We start from the raw sequence: 18,709 nt of genomic DNA on the forward strand, positions 1-18,709 counted from the left end.
CGGCTGCACCAGCGGCACGTTGCCTGCACGAACGGCCGCCCTAAACTCCCGCCATGACCGCCCATTACGCCCGCACCTGGCCGATCGTCGTCATCGCGCTGGCCCTGCTGTTCGCCCAACTCGAGCCGGAGCCGACGCGGACGTTGCCCTGGTTCGCCGCCTGGGCGGTGTGGATTGTGCACATCGGGGTCGGGCTCGCGCTGGCCATCGTCGCCACCCATGCCACGGCGCGTTGGTCCATCCTGAGCGCGGCGCCGGCCTGGTCACGCCTGCTGGTCGGTGGCCTGCTGGGCAGCCTCGCTTTCGCCCCGCTGGCCCTCGGGTTCGAGCGCCTGTTCCCGATGCCGGTGGAAAGCCCCCCTGACGACGTCCTGGATCATTGGGCAGAGGCGGGTGGCGGACTGGCCTTGGTGGCCGAATGGCTGCAACTCGCGCCGAGCTACCTCGTCAGCTGGGCGCTGTTGAACCTCGTGCCGCTGGCGCCCACGGTGATCCGTGAGCCCACCGCGGCGCCCGCGGGTGGCGCGTCGATCCCGCCGGCGGTCGAGGAAGTCGAGGAAGTCGAGGAAGTCGACGCCGCGAACGGCGATGCCCCGATCACGCCGCCGCCCGAGCCGCTCGCATCGTCCTTCTTCGAACGCCTTCCCACCGCCATCGGCCGCGATCTCGTGCGCATCGATGCCGACCTGCACTACCTGCAAGTGCGCACCGCGTTGGGCCGGGCGACGGTGCTGGGCAGCCTCGCCGAAGTCGAGGCCGCGCTGGCGCATGCGGGCCTGCGCGTGCATCGATCGCACTGGGTCGCGTTCGCCCACCTGCGCCGGGTCTCGAAGAGCGCAAAGGGCTGGGCCTGCGAACTGCGCGGCGGCGAGCGCGTGCCGATCAGCCGGCGTCGCCTCGCCGAGGTGCGCGAGCGCCTCGGCAGCGGGTTCGTGATCGATCCGATGGAGTGACCCGTTGTCGTCGCGGGCCCGCTACCCTTGGCGTCGACGCCCTTTCCTTCTCTGGTTCCGCACCGCATGGACGCCGACACCTTCATCGCCAAATGGCAGGGCGTGAAAGCCTCGGAGCTTTCCACCTCGCAGAGCTTCCTGCTCGACCTCTGCGAGCTGCTGGGCGTGGAAAAACCCCACCCCACGCCCGAGCAGGACTACCTGTTCGAGCGCCCCATCACCTTCGCGCATGGCGACGGCAGCACGAGCGCCGGGCGCATCGACCTTTACCGGCGCGGCCACTTCGTTCTCGAATCGAAAAAGCTCAAGGCCGTTGCCCACACCAAGGCCTTCGACGAAGCCCTGCTGCGCGCACGGAGCCAAGCCGAGGGCTACGCCCGCGCGCTGCCCGCCGCCGAAGGCCGCCCGCCCTTCATCGTGGTGGTGGATGTGGGCCAGCGCATCGAGCTCTACGCCGAGTTCTCGCGCTCGGGCGGCACCTACACGCCCTTCCCCGACCCGCGCAGCCACCGCATCGCGCTCGACGACCTGCGCCGCCCCGAGATCATCGAGCGGCTCACGCGGCTCTGGACCGACCCGCTCTCGCTCGACCCCAGCCGAGAATCGGCGCGCGTTACCCGCGAGATCGCCGAACGGCTTGCCGAGCTGGCCAAGAGCCTGGAACGCGCCGGTCACCCGGCCGAAGCCGTGGCGCAATTCCTGATGCGTTGCTTGTTCACCATGTTCGCCGAAGACGTGCGCCTGCTGCCGGCCGACAGCTTCCGCGATCTGCTGGCCAAGTACGCCGCGCAGCCCGAGGTGGCCATGCGCATGTTGGGCCAGATGTGGCGCGACATGGACAGCGGCGGCTTCTCGGCCGTGCTGGCGAACGACGTGCTGCGCTTCAATGGAAAGCTCTTCAAGCAGCCCGACACGCTGCCGCTCGATGCCGTGCAGATCGCCCTGCTCATCGATGCCGCCAAGGCCGATTGGAAGCACGTCGAGCCGGCGATCTTCGGCACCCTGCTGGAGCGCGCGCTCAACCCCGTCGAGCGCCACAAGCTGGGCGCGCACTACACACCGCGCGCTTACGTCGAGCGGCTGGTGCTGCCCACCGTCATCGAGCCGCTGCGCGAGGAATGGCGCGACGCACAGGCCGCCGCGCTAACGCTCGCCTCGGAAGGTGACAGCAAGGCCGCCATCGCCGAGCTGCTGAAGTACCACCATCGCCTGTGCCGCGTGCGCGTGCTCGACCCGGCCTGCGGCAGCGGCAACTTTCTTTACGTCACGCTCGAGCACCTGAAGCGGCTGGAAGGCGAAGTGCTGAACGCGCTGGACGAGCTAGGCTACGGGCAGTTCGCTTTGGCGCTCGGCAGCGACCGCGCCGACAACACCGCGGCCGAAACCGTCGACCCGCACAACCTGCTCGGCATCGAGATCAACCCCCGCGCCGCAGCGATTGCCGAAGTGGTGCTGTGGATCGGCTACCTGCAGTGGCACTTCCGCACGCGTGGCGAGGTGAGCCCGCCCACGCCGGTGATTCGCGACTTCCGCAACATCGAGAATCGCGACGCGGTACTGGCCTACGACCGTGTGGAGTACGTGACCGATGAGCGCGGCGTGCCCATCACGCGCTGGGACGGCAAGACCATGAAGCCCTCGCCGGTGACCGGCGAACCCATCCCCGACGACAGCGCCCGCGTGCCGGTGGAGCGCTACGTGAACCCGCGCAAGGCCGAATGGCCGGGAGCGGATTTCGTTGTGGGGAATCCGCCGTTTATTGGCAAGCTCAAGATTCGCGAAGCGTTGGGCGACGGATATGTCGATGCGCTGAGGAGTGCTTGGGGAGAAGTTCCCGACTCAGCCGATTTCGTCATGTACTGGTGGCATGGAGCGGCGGCGTTGGCTGCAACGGATGCCATTCAAGCATTCGGATTCATCACAACAAACTCTCTTCGGCAGACCTTCAATCGGCGCGTAATTGAGAAGTTTCTTGGCGATACCAAAATGCCCGTATCGCTGGCTTTTGCTATTGCAGATCACCCGTGGGTTGAGGCCAGTGAAGGAGCAGATGTCCGCGTTTCGATGACTGTTGCAGTTTCTGGCAATTGCACGGGAACCTTAGGTGTTCCGTCGATCGATCGCGAAGGCTCGCAGGAACAAGGGTTGGGAGTCGTTGGCCGCAAGGGAAAGATTCATTCCGACCTGCGAGTTGGCGTTGATGTGCTTGTTGCAAAGATGCTGCGATCAAACTCTGTAATCAGCGCTACTGGCGTTATCCCTCATGGCTCAGGGATGACGGTGTCTGGCGACGTCGCTTCGACTTTCGAGCCGAATGCCCCGGTTCGTGATTACCGAAACGGGAAGGACATCGCATCTATTCCACGACGCCTCAAGGTCATTGACTGTTACGGTCTAAGCGATTCAGAGGTTCGCGAAAGATTTCCTACGCTTTATCAGTGGTTGCTTACTCGGGTGAAGCCCGAGAGAGATGCAAACAAGGACGTCGATCTTCGCGAAAAGTGGTGGCTTCACAGGCGAAGCAACGAAGAGATGCGTCGTGCCATTCGTGGCCTTGGCCGGTACGTTGTAACGGTCATGACGTCCAAGCACAGGTACTTTCAGTTTCTAGAGCCTAGCGTCCTGCCCGATCAAATGCTGGTGGTCTTCGGGACGGAGGACGCTTTCAACCTTGGTGTTCTTTCATCAAGCACTCACCTTGCGTGGGCGCTTGTTCAAGGAAGTCACCTCGGCGTCGGTAACGATCCCCGGTACAACAAACGTCGCTGCTTTGAGACCTTTCCCTTTCCCGACTTGCGTGATGACGCTGCATTGCTGTCTCGCATCCGCGAGCTTGGCGAACACCTCGACGCCCACCGCAAGCGCCAGCAGGCCGCGCATCCGGGCCTCACGCTCACCGGCATGTACAACGTGCTCGAAACGCTCCGCAGCGGCGAGCCGCTGTCGCCCAAGGAGCGCGTGATCCACGAGCAGGGCCTGGTGTCGGTGCTGCGCCAGATCCACGACGAGCTCGACGCCGCCGTGCTCACCGCCTACGACTGGGCCGATCTGCTGCCCGTACTGCGCGTGGCGCATGGCAATGAGGCACCCGCCGACGGCCAGAATCGCGATGACGCCAAGCGCGCGTTCGAGGAGGCGGTGCTGGAGCGGCTGGTGATGCTGAACGCCGAGCGCGCCGCGGCCGAGGCGCGCGGCGAAGTACTGTGGCTGCGGCCCGAGTTCCAGAACCCGGCGGCTCAGCGCGGGCCCGAGCAGGCTGAGATGCCCACCGAGCGCAGCGACGACAACGCGCCCGACGACGAGCTCGCTGTGGTCGCTACGCCCGTCCTCAAGCCGGCGCCGTGGCCGAAGGAGCCGGTGGCGCAGGTGCGCGCCGTGGCCGAGGTGTTGGCGGCGAACCGCACGCCGATGACGGTAGACGACATCGCCGCGCGCTTCACCTCGCGCGGGCCGTGGAAGAAGCGCCTGCCAGCGCTGTTGGACATGTTGGCGGCGGTGGGGCGCGCCACGCCGGATGCGGATGGGGTGCGCTGGTCGGCGTGAGTGCGCTGGCCCTAATCTCAGCGATCAAGCCTGCTCTGACTCGCGGATCAGGATTTCCGCCGGGATGCCCAGCTGGGCATAAAGCTTCCGAATCATCGGCACTGTGAGGGAGCGCTTGTGGTTGAGCACTTCATAGACGCGGTTGGTCTGGCCGATGGACACAGCGAGATCCTTGGCGGTCAGGCCCAGCTGCTCCATCCGGAAGCGGATTGCTTCGATGGGGTCGGGTGGCGCGATGGCGTGGCGCTTTTCCTCGTAGGCGTCGACGAGGGTGACAAGGATGTCGAGCTTGTCGAATTCGGCCGTTCCGCGCTTCGGGTCAGCCTCCATGAGCGCGCTGATCTCGCGAAGGGCGGCCTTGTGATCGGCCTTGGTGCGGATGGGGCGAATGTCCATGGGGTCTCCGTTCTCAAGGCTTGCCGATCGTCTTGGCGTCGATCTTGTCGTAGTCGGCATGGGTGCCGATGAACTTGATGAGCACCGTTTCGGTGCCGTAGTGGACGTGGGTGACGAGCCGGTAGGTGTTGCCCTTGATGTTGAAGACCACACGGTTGTCCTGCAGAAAGCTGGCGCTGGCGTAGGCCTTCTTGATGTCGTTGGTGTTCTTCCACACGGCCTGGTTCGCCTCGGCATACCAGGCCTTCAAGGGCTGTTCGCTGTCGGCGTGTTGCTTCCAGAACGCCTCGAGCGTGCTCCGGGCGATGACCCGCATGGCAGTTCTTGGTCTTGCGAGGACTCAACGATAGTCCCATGGTGGGACTAATGCAAGACTGTGCCGCTGGTCAGCGCCGACGAGCGCTCACCGCACCAACCGGTGCTCCACGAGGTGCTGCACCACCGCCGGATCGGCCAGCGTGCTGGTGTCGCCGAGTTGATCGGGCGCGTTCTCGGCGATCTTGCGCAGGATGCGGCGCATGATCTTGCCGCTGCGCGTCTTCGGCAGCCCTGGTGCGAACTGGATGTGGTCGGGCTGGGCGATCGGCCCGATCTCGTGGCGCACCTGCTGCTTCAGCTCGGCCAGCAGCGCGTCGTCCATGGCGATGCCGGCCTTCAGCGTCACGTAGGCGTAGATGCCCTGGCCCTTGATGTCGTGCGGGAAGCCGACGACGGCGGCTTCGGCCACCTTGGTGTGCGACACCAGCGCGCTTTCCACTTCCGCGGTGCCGATGCGATGCCCCGACACGTTGATGACGTCGTCGACGCGGCCGGTGATCCAGTAGTAGCCGTCTTCGTCGCGACGGCAGCCGTCGCCGGTGAAGTACATGCCGCGATAGGCCTTGAAATAGGTGTCGATGAATCGCGCGTGGTCACCGAACACCGTGCGCATCTGCCCCGGCCAGGAGCCCAGCAACACGAGGTTGCCGCTCGTGGCTCCTTCGAGGATCTTGCCGTCGGCATCGACCAGCGCCGGACGGATGCCGGGCAGGGGCTGCGTGGCAGAGCCCGGCTTCGCCTCGACGGCGCCGGGAACGGGCGAAATCAGCATCCCGCCGGTTTCGGTCTGCCACCAGGTGTCGACCACCGGGCAGCGCTCGTCGCCGACCACGCGGTGGTACCACCGCCAGGCCTCGGGATTGATCGGTTCGCCGACGGTGCCGAGCAGGCGCAGCGTCTTGCGTGAGCGCTTCTTCACCGGTTCGTCGCCGTCGCGCATCAGCGCGCGGATGGCGGTGGGCGCGGTGTAGAGGATGGTGACGCCGTGGCGGTCGACGATGTCCCAAAGGCGGCCCGAATCCGGCCACGTCGGCACGCCTTCGAACATCACCGCGGTGGCGCCGTTGCTCAAGGGGCCGTAGACGATGTAGCTGTGCCCGGTGATCCAGCCGACGTCGGCGGTGCAGAAGAACACATCGTCGGGACGATGGTCGAACACGGCGTGGAAGGTCCAGCTCGCCCACGCGAGGTAGCCGCCCGAGGTGTGCAGCACGCCCTTCGGCTTTCCGGTCGAACCCGAGGTGTAGAGGATGAACAGCGGATCCTCGGCGCCCATCACCGGCGCGTCGTGCGTGTCGGGTTGGCCTTCGACCACCGATTCATACCAGCGGTCGCGCGGCATCTGCATGGGCACCGCGGCGCCGGTGTTGCGCACCACCAGCACCGTCGAGACGGTCGTGGTGCCCGGCATCGCCAAGGCTTCGTCGATGGTGGCCTTCAGCGGGATGCGCTTGCCGCCGCGACGTGCCTCGTCGGCAGTGATCACCAGCGTGCTTCCGCAGTCGGCGATGCGGTCGGCCACCGCGTGCGGCGCGAAGCCGCCGAACACCACCGAATGCACGGCGCCGATGCGCGCGCAGGCCAGCATGGCCACGGCGGCTTCGGGGATCATTGGCAGGTAGATGGTGATGCGATCACCGCGCTTCACGCCGAGGTTGGTTAGGGCGTTCGCGAGACGGCAGACGCGGGCGTGCAGTTCGCGGTAACTGATGCGCTGCGCCGGTTCCTTCGGGTCATCCGGTTCGAACAGGATCGCCGTCTTGTCGCCATTCGTGGCGAGCTGGCGGTCGAGGCAGTTGGCCGCGACGTTGAGTTCGCCGTCGCCGTACCAGCGGATGCGGAAGCGCTCGGCATCGAAGTCGACGTCCTCCATCTCGGTCGGGAAGCGCGACCAGTCGAGGCGCTCGGCCAGCGAGCGCCACCACGCATTCGGATCGCGCTCGAAGGTGGCACGGGCCTGCGCCAGGCGGGCGCTGTCGTAGTGCGCTCGTGCGGCGAAGTCGGCGGGAACGGGCAGGCGCTCGTCGGGGGTGGCCATCGGTCGTCTCCAATCGGGATGGCCGCAGTGTGCGGCGCGGGCCGGGAACTGTCTCGCGCCGCGCCTTCGACTTTGGTGGAACGTTCGCGGCGCTTTCGACCAAAGGCGAATGGCCCGGGCCTCGCGCTCGGTGGAGCCTGCCCGGACTGTGAACCACCCGTTCGGAAGGGGAGAGCCGATGCATCGAAATCACGTCCGTCCTTTGGCGCGCGCAACAGGGATCCTGTTGGCTGCTGCGCTCGCGCCCGCCGCCTTGCAGGCGCAGGCCCCTGCCGCCGCGCCGCCGAGTGAACGCGAACAGGCCCTGGAGGCCCGAATCGCGGCGCTCGAGCAGATGGTGCGCGAGCTGGCGGCGAAGCAGGGCGCGCCGGCTACCGCGCCCACCGCGGCGGCCACTCCGGCACCTGCGGCACCGGCCCCCGGCGCCGCGCCGCCCGCGCCGCCGATCCAGTCCACGGTCATCAACACTGCGGGCTGGCCGGGAACGCGCTTCTCCTTCGGCGGCTTCATCAAGATGGAGGGCGTGGCCACCAACACCGATGGCGGCGAGATCCCCGACGCCAGCAACGCGCGCCTGCTCTACGTGCCCTCGGCCACGCCGGTCGGCGGCCCCGACGAGGGCATGGACCTCGATGCGACGGCGCAGTTCTCGCGCTTCTGGTTCAGCAGCGATGCGGCCACCGAGAGCGGCACGCCGGTGCGCGGCTACCTCGAGTTCGACCTGTTCGGCAGCGCGCTCGGCGCCGAAGCCACCACCAACACCTACGGCGTCACCGTGCGCCACGCGTGGGCGAGCTGGGGCCCGTGGATGGTCGGCCAGAACTGGAGCAACTTCCAGGATCCGGCCTCGCTGGTCGACACCATCGACCTGATCGGTGCCACCGACGGCACCGTGTTCGTGCGGCAGGCGCAGTTGCGCTACACCTCGGGCGCCTGGGCGTTCGCGCTGGAGAATCCGGAGACCACCGTCGGCAACTTCCGCGGAAACGGCGCGCGCATCTCGTCGGACGACAACCGCCTGCCCGACCTCACGGCGCGCTGGACCCGTCGCGGCGACTGGGGCCACGTCAGCGTGGCTGGCGTGCTGCGCGAATTGCGCCACGAGACCACCACCGGGATCGACGACACCGGCGCGGGCTACGGCCTGTCCCTCACGGGCCGTCGCGTGATCAACGCCAGCAACGACCTGCGCTTCGGCGTCACCGCCGGCCGTGGCATCAGCCGCTACGTGGGCCTCGGCATCGCGCCCGACGTCCTGCTGGACGCCGGCAACCGGCTCGAGGCGGTCGACATGATGGCGGGCTTCGCCGGCGTGCGGCATGTCTTCAATCCGAAGCTGCGCGGCAACCTCTACGGCAGCCTCGCCACCTTCGACAACGATGTCGCGCTGAGCGGTGCCGGCGCCACGGAGAAGGTCGGCTCCATCGCGGCCAACCTCGTCTACAGCCCGCTCCCGCGCGTCGACGTCGGCTTCGAGGGGCGGCTGGGTCGCCGCTGGCTCGAGAACGGCGCCGAGGGCGACCTCGCCCGCCTGCACTTCCACGTCCGCTACAACTTCTGAGGGTTACCCGCATGAGCACCCAAACACCCGGGAATCCGCCTGAAGGGGTCGTCTTCGACGAAGCCGCCTTCAAGCGCAAGATGGGGGCAGCGATCAAGCTGCTCGTCCTCTTCTGCACCGTGTACTTCTCGGCGGCCGTCATTGCCACTGCCAAGTTCGCCGACATCGCCGGCATCCTGATCTTCGGCATCCCGCTGGCCATCTACACCGGCTTGCTGGTGTTCGTGGTCGGCATCATCGTCACGCGCATGTGCCTCGCGCAGGACAAGGGGGAATAAGCCATGGACAATCCCATTGCGTTCTCCATCCTTGCCGTCAGCCTGGCCCTCGTGGTGTACATCAGCTGGTGGGGCAAGCGCTTCACCACGACCACCACCGACTTCTACGTGGCCGGCGGCAAGATCTCGGCGCGCCTCAACGGCTGGGCCATGTTCGGCGACTACTGCAGCGCCGCGAGCTTCCTCGGCGTGGCGGGTGCCATCGCGCTGGCTGGCGTCGACAGCTGGTGGGTTGCCATCGGTTTCTTCGGCGCGTGGATCTTCGTGCTCGTCGGCCTTGCGGGTCCGCTGAAGAGCTCCGGCAAGTTCACGGTGGCCGACGTGCTGGTTGGTCGCTTCGGCGGTCGCAGCCTGAAGTTCCTCGCCATGGCGACCACCGTCGTGATCGGCACGCTCTACCTGGTGCCGCAGATCGTCGGTGCCGGCCACCTCTTCCAGCTGCTCTTGGGCTGGGACTACAACGTGACGGTGGTCGTCTCGGCGGTCACCATGGGCCTTATGGTGATCCTCGGCGGGATGATGGGGACGACCTACAACCAAGCCATCCAGGGCGTGATCCTGTTGGCGGCCATGCTGGCGCTGTTTGTGCTCGCGACGGTCCTGTATTTCGGTGGCAACCCGTTCGCGATCATCGGCCAGGCCATGGACGCGGTGCCGCCGACCGAGGCCGTGAAGGTCATTGGCCAGGTGGTCGTGCCGCCGGCGGCCGAAGGCGCGGCGCATGGGCCGTTCGTGTTGGCCGAGGCCGTGCGCCAGGGCTTCGCCGACCTGCCGAACGCGCTCACGCCCGGCCTTGCCGTGCCCGACGTGTGGAGCCAGGTGAGCCTCGTGCTCGGCCTGCTGCTCGGCGTCGCTGGACTGCCGCACATCTTGATCCGCTTCTACACGGTGAAAGACGCCACCGACGCCAAGAAGGGTGCACAGCTCACGATCATCGGCCTCGCGGTGTTCTACATCACCGTCCTGTTCGTCGGCTTCGCCACGATGATGATTCTCTACGACGAGCTGATCCAGATGCTCGCCGCCGGCGATCGCGGCCGCGCCACCAACATGGCGATCCCGCTGCTGGGCATGGAACTGGGGGGTGAAGTGGGCCTCGGTCTGATCGCCGCCGGCGCCATGGCCGCGATGCTCAGCACCGCGGTGGGCCTGCTGATCTCGATGACCACCAGCCTGTCGCACGACGTCTATGCTGGCGTGCTGCGCCCGAACAGCAGCGACCGCGAGCGCCTCGTGTTCGCGAAGATCGGTGCCGTGGTGCTGACGGTGGTCGCCTCGCTGGCGTCGGTGTGGCTGAAGGACCAGAACGTCGCCATCCTCGTCGCCATGTGCTTCGGCATCGCCGCCAGCACCTTCGCCCCGGTGCTGATCCTGTCGGTCTGGTGGAAGGGCCTCACCAAGGAAGGCGTGATCGCCGGTCTCGTGGTGGGTCTGGTGGTGTCGCTGGTGTTCACCTTCGCCCGCTTCGCCGCCGTGCCGGACATCATGGGCATCCGCGTGCTTGGTAACCCGGCGCTGTATGGCGTCCCGGCGGCCCTGCTGTCGATCATCGTCGCCAGCCTGCTCACCAAGAACACGGGCAACGCCCGCGAGTTCATGGCGATGGCCCACCGCGACGCCTGATCGGGGCTTCATCGGCTTGCACGGCGCCCCACGGGGCGCCGTGCTCGTTTAGGCTGGTGGGCACCCTGGGGAGAGGGAATGCCGACCACGCGGCCCAGCTACGCCGAGACCCGAGAAACGCTGCGCTGGCGCGTGGCGCTGGTGCTGGTCGCCCTCATGTCGACGCTGATGCTGGCCCTCGGCCTGCTCAATACCTCGCTGGGCCTCACCGATACCGCGCGGCTGGCCTGGATCGTCTTCACGCTCAATGCCACGAGCCTGCTGGGCCTGCTCTGGCTGCCGCGGCGTGCCGGCACCATGGCCTTCTTCGGCGTCATCCTTGGCCTGATCGTGTTCGCCATCGGGTTCGGCTGGTGGCACGAGCGCCCGCTGCACTACTGGGGCTTCCTGTTCCCGGTGGTCGTGGTGTTCTTGCTGCCGGCCTGGCGCGCGATGGCCGCCATGCTCGTGTTCGGGCTGTTTGTCTGCGGCGTCGCGATGGTCCAACTGGAGCCGATCGACGTGGTCCGCTTCGCCAGCGTCTACGGACTGATGGTCTGCTTCGTGACGACCTACGCCCTGCTCGAGGAGCGCGCCGGCATGATGCTGCGCGAGTTTGGCGACCGCGATGGCTTGACCGGCTGCTTCAACCGCCGACGCTTCAACGAGGCCATGGCCCGCCGGGTTGCGCCGCGGGCGGAAGCCACCCGCCTCGGCGTGCTGCTGGCCGACGTCGACCACTTCAAGGCCATCAACGACCAGCGCGGCCACCTCGAGGGCGACCGGGTGCTGATGGCGGTCGCCGCGACGCTGCAGCGCGCGCTGCAGTCGGAGGCGGAGCGCGGCCGCGCCAAGCTCTACCGCTACGGCGGCGAGGAGTTCGCCGTGCTTGTGAGTGGGCGCGACGCCGCCCAGCTCGGCCTGCTGGCCGAGGCCCTGCGCAGCGCGATCGCCGCCGGCGGCGATGGGATCGGCCCCGGCGAGGTGACGATCAGCGTCGGCGTTGCGGCGTGGTGGCAGGGCTCGGAAGCGCCGGAAGCCGCCCTGCAGCGCGCCGACGAGGCGCTCTACGAGGCGAAGCGCGGCGGCCGGAACCGGGTGGTGGTGGCCCCGGGCTGAGGCAACAAAAAACCCGCCTCTCGGCGGGTTTTTCGTGGGGCGGATCGTTCGGCCGAAGGCTTACTTGATCTTCGCTTCCTTGTAGGCGACGTGCTTGCGGATCGTCGGATCGTACTTCTTGATCTCGAACTTGCCGGTCATCGTCTTCTTGTTCTTGTCGGTGGTGTAGAAGTGGCCGGTACCGGCCGTCGACACCAGACGGATCTTGTCGCGCTTCGAAGCCATGGTGGTTCTCCCTTAGACCTTGACGCCGGAGGCGCGGAGCTCGGCGAGGACAGCGTCGATGCCGTTCTTGTCGATCGTGCGCAGGGCGTTCGCCGAAATCTTGAGCTTCACCCAGCGGTTCTCGCTGGCAACCCAGAAGCGGCGCTCGTGGATGTTCGCCGAAAAGGTACGGCGCGTCTTGTTGTTCGCGTGGGAAACATTGTTGCCCGACATCACGCTCTTGCCGGTCAGCTGACACTTGCGGCCCATGTGGCCCTCCTGGGTGCTTCGTGGGTGCCGCCCATTGCCTGGGTGGCTTCGGCCCGCCCCGCGGCCCGGAGGCCGTGCCCTTGAAGGCGGTGGGGCGGAAGGTCCCGCGTGGGCGGGACGGTGCATCCCCATGCGGCCGACGGGCGGACGCAGGGAGCCGCGCACTATGCCAGCGTCCCGGCCTGTGGACAAGTCCGCCGGGTTGGGCGTTCAGGCGGCCGGGCAGCGCACCGTTGCCACCCTAGGCCCATCCCGCCGACACTCGGACGGGACCGAACCGGGGAGAACCGCATGATCGTGACGGTGGCGAACCACAAGGGCGGCGTGGGCAAGACCTCGCTGGCCGCGCATTTGGCCTTCCGGGCCGCGGAGCGCGGCAACAAGGTGCTGGCCGTGGATTTCGACGCCCAGGGCAATCTCACCGGCACGCTGGCCGACCGCGGCAAGGCCCTGAAGGCCGACGGCGCCGAGCGCCTGTTCTTGGCCGACGGGGTGCCGGTCCCGATGCAGGGGGGCGATCCGAACATCCACGTGCTGCCGGCGACCGCCGCGCTCAACGCCACCGACCGCGGCCAGCTCTCGCAGGCCTTCACCGCCATCGGCCACCTGAAGACGCTCAACAAGGAGTTCAGCGTCATCGTCATCGACACCGCGCCGGCCATCGGCCTGCGCCTCACCGCCGCGCTGGCCGCCTCGCAGCGACTCGTCATCCCGCTGCAGCCCGAAAGCTATGCCGTCGACGGCGTGGCCTCGCTGCTGGCCGAGGCGGTGTCGATTTCCGAGCACATGAACCCGAACCTCGCGCCGGCCGAGTTCGTCATCAACGCCATCAATCCGCGGGCCAAGCAGCACGCCACCACCGCGCAGCGCCTGATGCAGCAGTTCAAGGTGCGCACGCCGCACCTGCGTCGCGCCATCGCCGTGGCCGACGCGCTCGCCGCGAAGAGGCCCGTGTGGCGGAACCCGTCGAACAGCGCGGTGGCCAACGAGTGGGCCGTGCTCTGCGACGAGTTGCTGGACGAGTTCGGCGTGGTCGACTGGACCTGAGCCGGGCCGCACGAGCTCCCCGCCGAAGGTCACGGTGACCGCCGGCGGTTTCGCGAGCACCGGAGCGCCGCCGACACTGGCCCTCCCTGATCCCGAGATGGCTGATGACCGTCGAACTGCGGCTGGACGAGGTCTCGTTCCGCTACGGGCGAAAGCCCGACACCCTGCATGCCCTGCGGCTGCAGCAAGGTGCCGGCATCCTCGGCCTGCTCGGCCCGAACGGTGCGGGCAAATCCACGCTGATGCGGCTGCTGGCGACGCTAAGCGCGCCGAGCCGCGGGCGCATCACTTGGAACGGCGGCGACATCGCCCGAGATCCCAATGCACTTCGCCGGGAACTCGGCTACCTGCCACAGGAATTCGGCGTCTACCCGGCCCTGAGCGCGCGCGAGTTCCTCGCCTACCTCGCCGCGGTGAAAGGCCTGGACCGCCGCCGTGGCGACGAGCGGATCGAGGCCTGCCTCGCCGCCGTGGGCCTGGCCCACGCCGCCGATCGACGGCTCGGCGATTTTTCCGGCGGCATGCGCCAGCGCGTGGGCATCGCCCAGGCCCTGCTCAGCGAACCGCGCCTGCTGATCGTCGACGAACCGACGGTGGGCCTCGACCCCGAGGAGCGCCTCCGATTTCGCCAGATCCTCACCGAGCTGGCGGCCGACCGACTGGTCATCCTCTCCACCCATATCGTCAGCGACGTCGATTCCAGTGCCGACCGCATCGCCGTGATGCGCAATGGCCGCCTGTTGGCCCACGTCACGCCGGGCGAGCTGATCGCCCGCGCCGTGGGCCAGGTGTGGCGCTGCACGATCGGCGACAGCGAATTGCCCGCCCTGCGTGAGCGCCATCCGGTGAGCCACGTGGAGCGTGTCGAGGGCGGGCTGCGTGTGCACGTCATCGCCCGCGTCGCGCCGCAGCCCGTGGCCGAAGCGATCGCCCCGGCGCTGGAAGACGCCTACCTCGCCTGCCTGCACCTCACGGACGCTGCCTGATGGACGCGCTGCGTCGCCTTGCCGCGATCAGCCTCGCGGACCTGCGCCAGCGCACCCGGCAACCGCGCTTCTGGTGGGTGCTGGCCCTGCTCGTGGCGGGCGCCTGGCTGTGCCTGCCCGAGGCGGGCAGCAGCAACGGCATGCGCGTCACCGTCGGCGAAGGCCGCGGCTGGTACTCCAGCGCCTGGGTGGGAATGGTCATGGCCCTGTGCGCCTCGACCCTGCTAACGCTGTTCGGCTTCTACGCCGCGCGCGGCAGCATCGCGCAGGACATCGACAGCCGCGGCTGGGAAGTGCTGATGGCGACGCCGATGACCCGCGCCGGCTACCTCGTGGCGAAGTTCATGGGCTTGATGGCGGTGTTCGCGCTCTACATCGGCGCGATGGCGCTCACCGGCCTCGTCGGCCAGTGGGTGCGTGGCGAAGTGGCGGTGTTCGCGCCCTGGGAATTGCTGAAGCCCCTCCTGCTGCTCACCTTGCCGGCGATGGCGGTGACGGCGGCCTGCATCGTCTGGTTCGACCTGCTGCCTTGGCTGCGGGCCACGGCTGGCAACGTGCTGTATTTCTTCGTGTGGATCACGCTGCTCGTGGTGGGCCCCGCCGGCATGTCGGAGGGCGACCTGGCCCAGCCCGCGCCGGACGAGTCGACCGTGCTGCTCACCGACGTCCCTGGCATCACCGTGATGCGCACCGACATCCTGCCGGTGGTGGCGGCTACGCGGCCCGATCTCGTCTCCGACAACTTCCAGATCGGCGGCTCCGGCGAGGATGACCCGTCCGCGCGATTCCCTTGGGACGCGTGGCACCCGGACGCCAGTGCGGTGGTATCACGGCTTGCCCTGATGCTGCTGGCGCTGGGCCTCGCCCTGGCGGCCACGCCGCTCGTGAACTGGGCCGCGAGCCGGCCGCGCAACCGCGTCGATGCGGCGTCGCAGGTCGGTTGGCGCTTGCGTTGGCTGGATCTCGTGCTGAAGCCGCTCGAAGGTGTCGCTTTCGGTCGGCTGGTGGCGGCCGAGTTGCGCCTCGCCCTGCGCCCTCGCGGGGCGTGGTGGTGGCTGTTCGCCCTCGGGGCATTGGGCGCGCAAATCGGTGCGCCGGGCGAAGGCCGCCATGCCGCGTGGTTGGTCGCCCTCGCGCTCGGCCTACCGTACTTCGCCCGTGCGCTGCTGCGCGACGATGAATGCGGCACCGCCGACCTGCTCGCGTCCGGGGAGCGGCGTCGCGGCCAGTTGCGCGCGGCGCGCCTGGCGGCCGCGAGCCTGCTGGCGCTGGGCCTGTCTCTGCCCAGCCTGATCCTCTCCCCGGAACACGCGTTCGCCGTGGCGGCGGCGGCGCTCAGCGTCGCCGCGTGCGGGTTCGCGCTGGCACGCCTCACCGGCAATGCGCGAACGGCGGAGCTGCTCTACGTGCTGGGCGCCTACCTCGCGCTCAACGGCGCGCCCGTCTTCAGCCCCTTCGCCCATCCGCAGGCCACGATGCTGTGGCACGGTGCCGCGTCCGTCGTCGCGGTGCTGGTCGTGCTGATCGGTGACCGGCGCTAGCGCCGGCCGAAGTTAGACCTCGCTGCGGCCGCGCAGCCGCTCGAGCAAGCCCTCGAGCGTCTCGTTGCCGTGGAAATGCAGCACCAGCTGGCCCTTGCCGCCGCGGCCGGATTTCACTTCCACCTTCGTGCCCAGCAGTTCGCCGAGCTCGCGCTCGAGTTGGGCGACATCGGCGTCGCGCTTCACCGCGGGCTTCTTGCCGGGCTTCGTCTCCGGCAGCTTGCCGGCGGCGAGTTCGTGGGCACGTCGCTCCACCTCGCGCACGCTCCAGCCTTCCTCGGCCGCCTGCTGGGCCAGCGCGATGGCGGCCTGCGGGTTGAGCGTCAGCAGGGCGCGGGCGTGGCCCATCTCCAGCTTGCGGGCGTCGACGAGGGCGCGGATGGCCTCCGGCAGCTCGAGCAGGCGCAGCAGGTTCGAAACGGCAGCGCGCGAGCGGCCCACGGCCTCGGCCGCCTGCTGGTGCGTCAAGGCGAATTCGTCGATGAGGCGGGCCAGGGCCTGCGCTTCCTCCAGCGGATTGAGGTCTTCGCGCTGGATGTTCTCGATCAGCGCCATGGCGATGACGGCGCGGTCGTCGACCTTGCGCAGCACCACCGGCACCTCGGCGAGGCCGGCGCGCTCGGCGGCGCGCCAGCGGCGTTCGCCGGCAATGATCTCGTAGCGGTCCTTGCCGACCGCGCGCACCAGGATGGGCTGGATCACGCCCTGGGCCTTGATCGACTCGGCGAGTTCGTCGAGCGCCGCGCCGTCGAAGTGCTGGCGTGGCTGGTACTTGCCGGCCTGCAGCTGGCCGATCGGCAGTGTCTTCAGGACATCGCCCGGCGCCGGCTCGTCGGCCTTCGCGCCCTTGTTGCCGGTGCCCAGCAGGGCATCGAGGCCGCGACCGAGGCCGCGTGCTTTCGTGCTCATCGCGCGGCCTCCTTGGCCAGCTTCTTCTCGCCGCGGACGATCTCGCCGGCCAGCCCGAGGTAGGCGATGCCGCCGCGCGAGGCGCGGTCATACCCGATGATGCTGCGGCCATGCGACGGCGCTTCGGCGAGGCGCACGTTGCGCGGCACGATCGAGCGGAAGACCTTGTCGCCGAAGTGCTCGGTGAGCTCGTTCGACACCGCGCTGGCGAGGTTGTTGCGCACGTCGTACATGGTGCGGACGATGCCGCTGATCTCGAGGGCCGGGTTGAGCTTCTGCTTCAGCGCATTGATGGTGTTGACCAGCGCCGACAGGCCTTCCAGCGCGAAGTACTCGCACTGCATCGGCACGATCACGCCGTCCGCCGCGGCCAGCGCGTTCAGCGTCAGCAGCGAGAGCGAGGGCGGGCAGTCGATCAGGATGTAGTCGTAGCGGTCGCGCACCGTGTCGAGTGCGTTCTTCAGTCGCTGCTCGCGCTGCGACTCGTCCATCAGGCGGATCTCGGCCGCCGTCAGGTCGATGTTCGTGGGCAGCAGGTCGTAGCCTTCCTGCGTCTTGACGATCGCGGCGTCCGCGGTCGCCTCTTCGAACAACACCTCGCACATCGAGGCCTCGAGCTCGCGCTTGTCGACGCCCGAAGCCATGGTGGCGTTGCCCTGCGGGTCGAGGTCGACCAGCAGCACGCGGCGCGGGGTGGTGGCGAGAGCGGCGGCCAGGTTGACGGCCGTCGTCGTCTTGCCGACGCCGCCTTTCTGGTTGGCGATTGCGAGGATGCGGGCCATGCGGGACGCGGGTTCCGTGCAGCCGGCCCGAGGGGCCGGCAAGGCCGTGGATGATGCCACAGCGCCCCGGAGCCCCGGCTCGGGTCAGGCCGGCCGCGGGTTCGGGCGCCTCTTCAGGCCCCGCGGCGCAGCAGGCCGGCCTCGCGCAGGCTGGCGATGGTGGCGTCCAGCAGCTCGGGCAGCGGGGTCTCGCGGTAGCCCAGCCGGGCGATGGCCTTCGAGGAGTCCACCTTCAGGTCGTGGCACGGGAACACGGCGGCTTCCGGGGTGATGTCGGGCATCTTGCCGGTGACCCGCGAGAGGGTGTCACTGGCCCAGGCCACCGACTTCAGCACCCAGGCCGGGGTGGCGCGGGCGGGCGCCTTGCGGCCCAGGCGCTCGCCGATCATGCCGATCAGCTCGACGAAGCTGGCGTGTGCGCCACCGAGCAGGAAGGTCTCGCCCTCGATGCCGTCCTCGAAAGCCCGCACCTGGGCCCGGGCGATCTCGCGCACATCCGCGAAGGCGCCGGAGCCGGGTGGGGCGCCGGGCAGCTTGCCCTGGTCGACCAGCAGGATGAGCCGCGCCCAATTGCGCGTGTCGCCGGGGCCGAGGATGTGGGAGGGCTGGAAGACCACCCACGGTACGCGCGAGCCGCGCACAGCCTGCTCGGCCAGGAACTTGGTGCGCTCGTAGTTCACCCAGCTCTCGCCGCCGCGCTGCGGCACGTCCTCGCGCAGCACGCCGTGGACGAGGTGCGAGTACGCCGAGACCGAGCTGGTGTGCAGGAAGCGCCGGATGCCGGCGGCTTCCGCCGCGCGCAGCAGCAGTTCGGCCCCGCGCACGTTGGTGCGCGTTTGGATCGGGTTGTGCGGGCGCCACTGGGTGGTGTCCGCGGCGGTGTGGAAGATCGCGTCGCAGCCTTCGACCGCCGCCTGCAGGAGGGCCCATTCGGCGGGCCGCTCCTCGCCCAGCGCGGCGCGGACGGGCTCGCCGCCCAAGGCGCGGATGGCGGCATCGCCCGACTCCGAACGCGAGACGCCTCGTACCGTGTGGCCGGCGAGGACCAGTTCGCGCAACAGATGCTGGCCGACGAAGCCGGTGGCTCCGGTGAGCAGGACTTCAGCCATGGGGAGGCTCGCAGCAGGGGGGAGGCCGAAGGTGGCCCATCCGGGGCCTGCGG

The 18,709-nt window shown here is 68.5% G+C and carries 17 protein-coding genes; 9 read left to right on the plus strand and 8 right to left on the minus strand.

Annotation, left to right across the window (positions count from 1 at the left end):
* Positions 1 to 53 precede the first annotated feature (53 nt).
* Together O9255_RS02450 and O9255_RS02455 are read left to right on the plus strand one after the other, a co-directional pair.
* Positions 54 to 953 carry a LytTR family DNA-binding domain-containing protein gene (locus tag O9255_RS02450; protein ID WP_297865241.1) on the plus strand — a complete coding sequence of 300 codons (900 nt, stop codon included), beginning with the start codon at positions 54 to 56 and terminating at the stop codon, positions 951 to 953.
* 66 nt (positions 954 to 1,019) lie between these two features.
* Positions 1,020 to 4,496, plus strand: a complete 3,477-nt coding sequence (locus O9255_RS02455; RefSeq protein ID WP_297865242.1) for a DNA methyltransferase — start codon at positions 1,020 to 1,022, stop codon at positions 4,494 to 4,496.
* A gap of 24 nt (positions 4,497 to 4,520) precedes the next feature.
* Here O9255_RS02455 and O9255_RS02460 read toward each other — a convergent pair whose 3' ends face one another.
* The 3 genes from O9255_RS02460 to acs all read right to left on the minus strand — a co-directional run bounded on the left by O9255_RS02460 (position 4,521) and on the right by acs (position 7,248).
* Positions 4,521 to 4,892: a transcriptional regulator gene (locus tag O9255_RS02460; RefSeq protein ID WP_297865243.1), complete on the minus strand. Its 372-nt coding sequence runs from the start codon at positions 4,890 to 4,892 to the stop codon at positions 4,521 to 4,523.
* 13 nt (positions 4,893 to 4,905) lie between these two features.
* Positions 4,906 to 5,208 carry a type II toxin-antitoxin system HigB family toxin gene (locus tag O9255_RS02465; protein WP_297865244.1) on the minus strand — a complete coding sequence of 101 codons (303 nt, stop codon included), beginning with the start codon at positions 5,206 to 5,208 and terminating at the stop codon, positions 4,906 to 4,908.
* Positions 5,209 to 5,295: 87 nt separating this feature from the next.
* Positions 5,296 to 7,248: an acetate--CoA ligase gene (gene acs / locus O9255_RS02470; protein WP_297865245.1), complete on the minus strand. Its 1,953-nt coding sequence runs from the start codon at positions 7,246 to 7,248 to the stop codon at positions 5,296 to 5,298.
* Positions 7,249 to 7,474: 226 nt separating this feature from the next.
* On the opposite strand from acs, the gene O9255_RS02475 reads away from it, so the two are divergent.
* The 4 genes from O9255_RS02475 to O9255_RS02490 all read left to right on the plus strand — a co-directional run bounded on the left by O9255_RS02475 (position 7,475) and on the right by O9255_RS02490 (position 11,808).
* Entirely contained in the window at positions 7,475 to 8,809 is a 1,335-nt protein-coding gene (locus O9255_RS02475) for a DcaP family trimeric outer membrane transporter (protein WP_297865246.1), read from the plus strand.
* A gap of 11 nt (positions 8,810 to 8,820) precedes the next feature.
* Positions 8,821 to 9,087 carry a hypothetical protein gene (locus tag O9255_RS02480; protein WP_297865247.1) on the plus strand — a complete coding sequence of 89 codons (267 nt, stop codon included), beginning with the start codon at positions 8,821 to 8,823 and terminating at the stop codon, positions 9,085 to 9,087.
* A 3-nt stretch (positions 9,088 to 9,090) separates the two neighbouring features.
* Positions 9,091 to 10,710 (plus strand): cation acetate symporter, encoded by a 1,620-nt coding sequence (locus O9255_RS02485; protein WP_297865248.1) that lies wholly within the window; start codon positions 9,091 to 9,093, stop codon positions 10,708 to 10,710.
* Positions 10,711 to 10,788: 78 nt separating this feature from the next.
* Positions 10,789 to 11,808, plus strand: coding sequence for a diguanylate cyclase (locus tag O9255_RS02490; RefSeq protein ID WP_297865249.1), 1,020 nt, complete (start codon positions 10,789 to 10,791; stop codon positions 11,806 to 11,808).
* Between the two features lie 60 nt (positions 11,809 to 11,868).
* On the opposite strand, the gene rpmG is transcribed toward O9255_RS02490, so the two are convergent.
* Together rpmG and rpmB are read right to left on the minus strand one after the other, a co-directional pair.
* A complete protein-coding gene (gene rpmG / locus O9255_RS02495; RefSeq protein ID WP_297865250.1) occupies positions 11,869 to 12,033 on the minus strand; it encodes a 50S ribosomal protein L33 in 165 nt (54 codons plus the stop codon).
* 12 nt (positions 12,034 to 12,045) lie between these two features.
* Positions 12,046 to 12,282: a 50S ribosomal protein L28 gene (rpmB, locus tag O9255_RS02500; protein WP_297865251.1), complete on the minus strand. Its 237-nt coding sequence runs from the start codon at positions 12,280 to 12,282 to the stop codon at positions 12,046 to 12,048.
* 291 nt (positions 12,283 to 12,573) lie between these two features.
* On the opposite strand from rpmB, the gene O9255_RS02505 reads away from it, so the two are divergent.
* The 3 genes from O9255_RS02505 (at position 12,574) to O9255_RS02515 (ending at position 15,856) form a co-directional block, all read left to right on the plus strand.
* A complete protein-coding gene (locus tag O9255_RS02505) occupies positions 12,574 to 13,329 on the plus strand; it encodes a ParA family protein (protein ID WP_297865252.1) in 756 nt (251 codons plus the stop codon).
* A 104-nt stretch (positions 13,330 to 13,433) separates the two neighbouring features.
* A complete protein-coding gene (locus O9255_RS02510; RefSeq protein ID WP_297865253.1) occupies positions 13,434 to 14,315 on the plus strand; it encodes an ABC transporter ATP-binding protein in 882 nt (293 codons plus the stop codon).
* Positions 14,315 to 15,856 (plus strand): ABC transporter permease subunit, encoded by a 1,542-nt coding sequence (locus O9255_RS02515; protein WP_297865254.1) that lies wholly within the window; start codon positions 14,315 to 14,317, stop codon positions 15,854 to 15,856. Before O9255_RS02510 ends, O9255_RS02515 begins: the two co-directional genes overlap by 1 nt.
* 12 nt (positions 15,857 to 15,868) lie before the next feature.
* Here the strand turns inward: O9255_RS02515 and O9255_RS02520 are convergent, their stop codons facing one another.
* The 3 genes from O9255_RS02520 to O9255_RS02530 form a co-directional block, all read right to left on the minus strand.
* Positions 15,869 to 16,765, minus strand: a complete 897-nt coding sequence (locus tag O9255_RS02520; protein WP_297865255.1) for a ParB/RepB/Spo0J family partition protein — start codon at positions 16,763 to 16,765, stop codon at positions 15,869 to 15,871.
* Positions 16,762 to 17,547 (minus strand): AAA family ATPase, encoded by a 786-nt coding sequence (locus O9255_RS02525; RefSeq protein ID WP_297865256.1) that lies wholly within the window; start codon positions 17,545 to 17,547, stop codon positions 16,762 to 16,764. Before O9255_RS02525 ends, O9255_RS02520 begins: the two co-directional genes overlap by 4 nt.
* 113 nt (positions 17,548 to 17,660) lie before the next feature.
* A complete protein-coding gene (locus O9255_RS02530) occupies positions 17,661 to 18,656 on the minus strand; it encodes an NAD-dependent epimerase/dehydratase family protein (RefSeq protein WP_297865257.1) in 996 nt (331 codons plus the stop codon).
* Positions 18,657 to 18,709: the final 53 nt, after the last annotated feature.

The organism is Silanimonas sp., from assembly GCF_027530345.1.
In the GTDB taxonomy this organism is placed as follows: Bacteria; Pseudomonadota; Gammaproteobacteria; order Xanthomonadales; family Xanthomonadaceae; genus Silanimonas.

What these genes read in the sequence shown, in the direction of transcription:
- O9255_RS02450 (WP_297865241.1), top strand. Translation starts at nt 54, where the DNA reads ATGACCGCCCATTACGCCCGCACCTGGCCGATCGTCGTCATCGCGCTG.
- O9255_RS02455 (WP_297865242.1), top strand. Translation starts at nt 1,020, where the DNA reads ATGGACGCCGACACCTTCATCGCCAAATGGCAGGGCGTGAAAGCCTCG.
- O9255_RS02460 (WP_297865243.1), bottom strand. Translation starts at nt 4,892, where the DNA reads ATGGACATTCGCCCCATCCGCACCAAGGCCGATCACAAGGCCGCCCTT.
- O9255_RS02465 (WP_297865244.1), bottom strand. Translation starts at nt 5,208, where the DNA reads ATGCGGGTCATCGCCCGGAGCACGCTCGAGGCGTTCTGGAAGCAACAC.
- acs (WP_297865245.1), bottom strand. Translation starts at nt 7,248, where the DNA reads ATGGCCACCCCCGACGAGCGCCTGCCCGTTCCCGCCGACTTCGCCGCA.
- O9255_RS02480 (WP_297865247.1), top strand. Translation starts at nt 8,821, where the DNA reads ATGAGCACCCAAACACCCGGGAATCCGCCTGAAGGGGTCGTCTTCGAC.
- O9255_RS02485 (WP_297865248.1), top strand. Translation starts at nt 9,091, where the DNA reads ATGGACAATCCCATTGCGTTCTCCATCCTTGCCGTCAGCCTGGCCCTC.
- O9255_RS02490 (WP_297865249.1), top strand. Translation starts at nt 10,789, where the DNA reads ATGCCGACCACGCGGCCCAGCTACGCCGAGACCCGAGAAACGCTGCGC.
- rpmG (WP_297865250.1), bottom strand. Translation starts at nt 12,033, where the DNA reads ATGGCTTCGAAGCGCGACAAGATCCGTCTGGTGTCGACGGCCGGTACC.
- rpmB (WP_297865251.1), bottom strand. Translation starts at nt 12,282, where the DNA reads ATGGGCCGCAAGTGTCAGCTGACCGGCAAGAGCGTGATGTCGGGCAAC.
- O9255_RS02505 (WP_297865252.1), top strand. Translation starts at nt 12,574, where the DNA reads ATGATCGTGACGGTGGCGAACCACAAGGGCGGCGTGGGCAAGACCTCG.
- O9255_RS02510 (WP_297865253.1), top strand. Translation starts at nt 13,434, where the DNA reads ATGACCGTCGAACTGCGGCTGGACGAGGTCTCGTTCCGCTACGGGCGA.
- O9255_RS02515 (WP_297865254.1), top strand. Translation starts at nt 14,315, where the DNA reads ATGGACGCGCTGCGTCGCCTTGCCGCGATCAGCCTCGCGGACCTGCGC.
- O9255_RS02520 (WP_297865255.1), bottom strand. Translation starts at nt 16,765, where the DNA reads ATGAGCACGAAAGCACGCGGCCTCGGTCGCGGCCTCGATGCCCTGCTG.
- O9255_RS02525 (WP_297865256.1), bottom strand. Translation starts at nt 17,547, where the DNA reads ATGGCCCGCATCCTCGCAATCGCCAACCAGAAAGGCGGCGTCGGCAAG.
- O9255_RS02530 (WP_297865257.1), bottom strand. Translation starts at nt 18,656, where the DNA reads ATGGCTGAAGTCCTGCTCACCGGAGCCACCGGCTTCGTCGGCCAGCAT.